At 40.2% G+C, this 4,131-nt stretch carries 3 protein-coding genes and 1 pseudogene; all 4 read right to left on the bottom strand.

Annotated elements, in window-relative coordinates; translation table 11 throughout:
* Positions 1-874: pseudogene (locus WMO38_RS14855) on the bottom strand (hydrolase); the annotation flags it as partial.
* Between the two features lie 163 nt (positions 875-1,037).
* Positions 1,038-1,829 (bottom strand): hypothetical protein, encoded by a 792-nt coding sequence (locus tag WMO38_RS14850; RefSeq protein ID WP_012740998.1) that lies wholly within the window; start codon positions 1,827-1,829, stop codon positions 1,038-1,040.
* A gap of 32 nt (positions 1,830-1,861) precedes the next feature.
* Positions 1,862-2,557, bottom strand: a complete 696-nt coding sequence (locus WMO38_RS14845) for a DUF6033 family protein (protein ID WP_015521659.1) — start codon at positions 2,555-2,557, stop codon at positions 1,862-1,864.
* Between the two features lie 413 nt (positions 2,558-2,970).
* Positions 2,971-4,131 (bottom strand): VirB4-like conjugal transfer ATPase, CD1110 family (locus WMO38_RS14840; RefSeq protein WP_349163196.1); only part of this gene is annotated, 1,161 nt, incomplete at its 5' end.

Below are 4,131 nucleotides of genomic sequence, written 5' to 3'. Positions count from 1 at the left end.
CAATCATGGCAACTACAAGAACAAGTAATAAAAGCACCAATCCGATAATCGGTGCAGCTGCCTTTACCCAGGTAATCGCTTTTCGCACAATCAGATCCTTTACCAGCTTTGCCACACTATCCGTCTGATTCTCCTGTGCTTTCATCTTATCCAGAAAGAACTTTATCTTCCTGCTCCGGTTTGTCATCTTTTCATCCTTGACCTCTATGGACACACCTGCCGCATATCCGGCTGCCATGCCGATTGCCGTGCCTACTCCCGGTGCAACCGCTGTTCCTGCCGCCGTAGCAGCTGCCTTTGTAGCAGTTTTCGTTGCAACCTTGGCAGTAGTCTTTGCTGTTTCTTTTGCCGTCTCTTTAGCTACAGTCTTGGCTGTATCTTTGGCAGCTTTCTTTGCTGTCTTTTTTGCCAGCTTCTTTCCTGCCTCTACCTTCTTGATACGCTTCTTTGCCTCGGCTGCCGCCTTTTTCCTGAAAAGTGCAGCCCCCTTAGAAGCAGTTCCGGTAACAGGGCGGCTTGCTTCATATGCAAGATATGCTGCCTGCGATACCTCCTGACCGCCTTCCACCTGATCTGTTACTGCCCCGGCTACAAGTGCTCCAGTTCTTCCTGCAATGTGAAGATTCGTGTTCTTGGTCTTGATGGAAGTGTTTGATTCCTTAAGGTTTTGCTTGAATCTTGATAATCCCTTATTCTTCGGCTCCGACTGATGAATGGTACTCTTGCGATAGGACTTCTTTCTATCCGTATCAGTTACCTTTGCACCAGCTGTCTTAGGACCTCTCTCTACTGTATAGATGTTACTCCCCTTAATCTTGGCTCCCTTCGGTTCGTGGGCATGAATCTTGGCTTTCTCCTTGGTGTGAATGACCATCGGTTTGTCATCAACCTTTCTAATTTTCAATTTTCTCACCTCCTACTTTGAAAAATAAAATAAGCCGCTAGGGAGCAAAAATTACTCCTTAACGGCTATGTAAAATCATTCAATATTCAATTATTAAAAGCAACATGAAACTGAAATTTCACGCAGACTATTCCTATACCGTAATGTCTATTCTGACCGATGATTTCTTCTCACCAAAATGCTTTATTTCGATATCCTTCATTTCCTCTATAACATCTTTTTCAATTTGGTGAACATCACTTAATTGTAAATCTCGCTTCGAATCATTTACTATTTTTGCTGCCTCATCTACTGAAACAGTTGTATCTGATGTTAACTGTTCAGACATTTCAGTATCGTTTGAATCCTCTGCAACCTGCCCCTTTTCTATAGATGTCTCTACAATTTCCTCTTCTGTTGGCAAATCCCTATATTCTGTACTTTTTACAAATCTTGTGAATGACTCTACAGCTCTAAAAGTATTTCCCATGATACGTTGAGCTTCCTTAAGCTTTTCACTCTTTGGAATATTTGGATTATTCACGATACTTTTTAGTTCTGCCAAATTTCCATTCATCTCATTTACTTGAAGCCTTTGAGCCTCTTCTTTTGTCTTACATCTCTCCAACCTACGCTCATAAGCTTCTTGTTCCATTCTTGCCGCTTTATATTCCATATAGGCTTTAGGGTCTTTCTGACGAATAGCATCTTCTTCTGAAGCTGTTAATTCTTGACCGCTTGCAATCTTGTTATAAATCTGACTATATGCAGAACTTTCTTTGTCTCGCTCAAGTTGCTCTCGGAAATGCTGAATCATGCTTTCTTCCTGACTTGTTACAGTCATACCCTCTTGCTTCTTTACAACATCCCCGGTAGCCTTCTTTTGCTCCCAATCATTTACTAACTGCATCTGATTCACAGCGTTTCGTATTGTACCTGCAATCATAGCACACCTCCAATTCCCGGTTAATGCTACGATTAAATAGTGATATCAAACTTCATACCCTGTGTTGCCTTTTCTTCTGTTATCTTACTCCAATCCAGTTCAGAAATCTTTTCAAGTAATTCTTCTTTTGAATTTGCCTGAATTGTAGTCCGCTTAACAGTTACATCCTTCTTTTCCTGCTTTTTCTCCTCTGCACGTTTTTCCTTTAATTCTTCAAGCCGTTCTTTCTGCTTTTCTGTAATCTTCTCCAAATCAGCAAAAAGTGTCATCTTTCCATCATCATCAAAGGACATAGTTAACTTATTTAATACAGTTCCACTATTGTCTGTCGTTCCCCAAGCACGTTCAAACCCAAACTGTTCATTGATTTTATCTGACATCTCAACTGCAGTTTTTACCGTAGACAATTTTTCCCGTGCATATTTCTCATCGGATGCCATTCTTTCAAGTTCAGCACTTGAAAAAACAACTGTAAATTCCTTATCGCTTTGGTCTACTAATCCTCTGAAATCATCGCCTTTATCAGCAATAATAAAATCGAAATCCGCATTATCCTTACGCAATGTTTCCAGATATTTCTGTGCCTTAGAAGATAACTTATCTTCGCTGGATTTTATTTTCTGTGCATTGGGCTGCACATCTTTTGCTTTCTCTGTGTTATTTTGCTTACTAACAGTATTGCTCTTATAATAATCTGTTACCTGTGTTAAATTAGCTGCTCTAATCATGGTATCATCCTCCTTGAAAATTGATACAGAAATCCGTTTCTATATCTGTAATATCGGCACTTTATATCCAAAAGTTAATAGTGCGTAAAATTCAAATTTTCTTTTCCCTAATAATTACAAATATTCCTTGGAAATTGCTTCCACACCATACATTTCCATAAATGCATCCAGGTCCGCTGCATCCCCAATCAACATATTCTCGTCAAAGTGTACGATAAGCATATCTTAAAATCCAGCCACATGTTCTCCGGTACAAATGATACATTTTAGAACTGCTTCCTTATTTATTTTTCATATCGAATCTTATATGCTTTCTTCTTAAAAATAGGGAATATCTAATTTATTATCATCAAGGTCGGACATTCATCCGACCTCTTGATTATACTATAGATTCTATAAAAATTCATCTGTTATCACTGCAGCATTGCTTCTTTTTTCTTCTGTTCCGCAATCTTCTCATGAATGTTGGTATTATACAGCCTGTACAAATCCGTATCCTTGCTGATCTGATTATCAAAGGGAATTACTACCGAACCACACTTAATAAGTCCCATTCCAGAGGCGGTATTAGTTACGAACCGAAGCTGTGCCTCTGATACCCCGATAACCTCCGCCATCTTTGAACTGTCTGTATTTGCCTGCTTCAAGAGTGCCACAAACTCAGAGTTTGCAAGCATTGTGGTTGCTGTGTAATTCTGCAACAGATCGACAACATTCTGCGTGATACCGGTACAAAGACCTCCCTGCTTTCTTACCTTCTTCCAGAGCTGCTGCAGATATTTTGCAGAATACTCCGAATTAAGCAGGACATGGAACTCATCAATATAGAGCCATGTTGCCTTGCCTCGCTTACCATTCTCAACAATCCTGTTCTGAATGGACTCCATCATAACAAGCATTGTGATAGGACTAAGCTCTGTACCTAAGTCCCTGATGCCATAGACTGTAAATCTGTTATCCACATCCACATTTGTCTGGTGGTTGAAGATGTTAAGCGAACCATTTACAAAAAGTTCCAAAGACAATGCAATGTCTTTTGCCTCGTCCTCCGGCTGTGCCATGAGAATATCGTAAAAATCACTCATTACCGGGATATACTTCTCTTTGCTCCTTGCAATGTCGATATACAGTTTTCTCACACAGCGGTCGATGATTGACTTCTGTCTTGAATTTAAGCTGTCACCGATGCACTGCTCACAAAGACCAAGCATGAACTCGCCCTTTTCTCTTACCATTCCCTTGGAATCATTCGGATCAAGGCTCCATACATCCATCTCCAGCGGATTCACATAGTTATCCGTGTAGGTGGACATATTTACCACTGTTCCACCATAAGTCTCAGCAATATCAAAGTATTCGTTCATTGGATCTATAACGATTATTTCATCATCTCCCGACAAGAATACGCTGCCCATTTCCATCTTGCAGAAGAAGGATTTACCGGAACCCGGCACACCAAATACAAAGCCATTTCCATTGATGAGCTTCTTTCTGTTACCGATATTCACATTCTTGCTGATCTGGTTGATGCCATAATAGTTTCCTGTGCTGTCATTTAATTCCTGCACATTAAA

Origin of the sequence: Lachnospira hominis (ex Hitch et al. 2025) (genome assembly GCF_040096395.1) — a bacterium.
Taxonomy (GTDB): domain Bacteria; phylum Bacillota; class Clostridia; order Lachnospirales; family Lachnospiraceae; genus Lachnospira; species Lachnospira hominis.
This window is presented reverse-complemented; position numbering and strand designations above follow the sequence as displayed.

Coding starts and splice junctions, on each gene's coding strand:
- WMO38_RS14850 (WP_012740998.1), bottom strand. CDS start 1,829: ATGATTGCAGGTACAATACGAAACGCTGTGAATCAGATGCAGTTAGTA.
- WMO38_RS14845 (WP_015521659.1), bottom strand. CDS start 2,557: ATGATTAGAGCAGCTAATTTAACACAGGTAACAGATTATTATAAGAGC.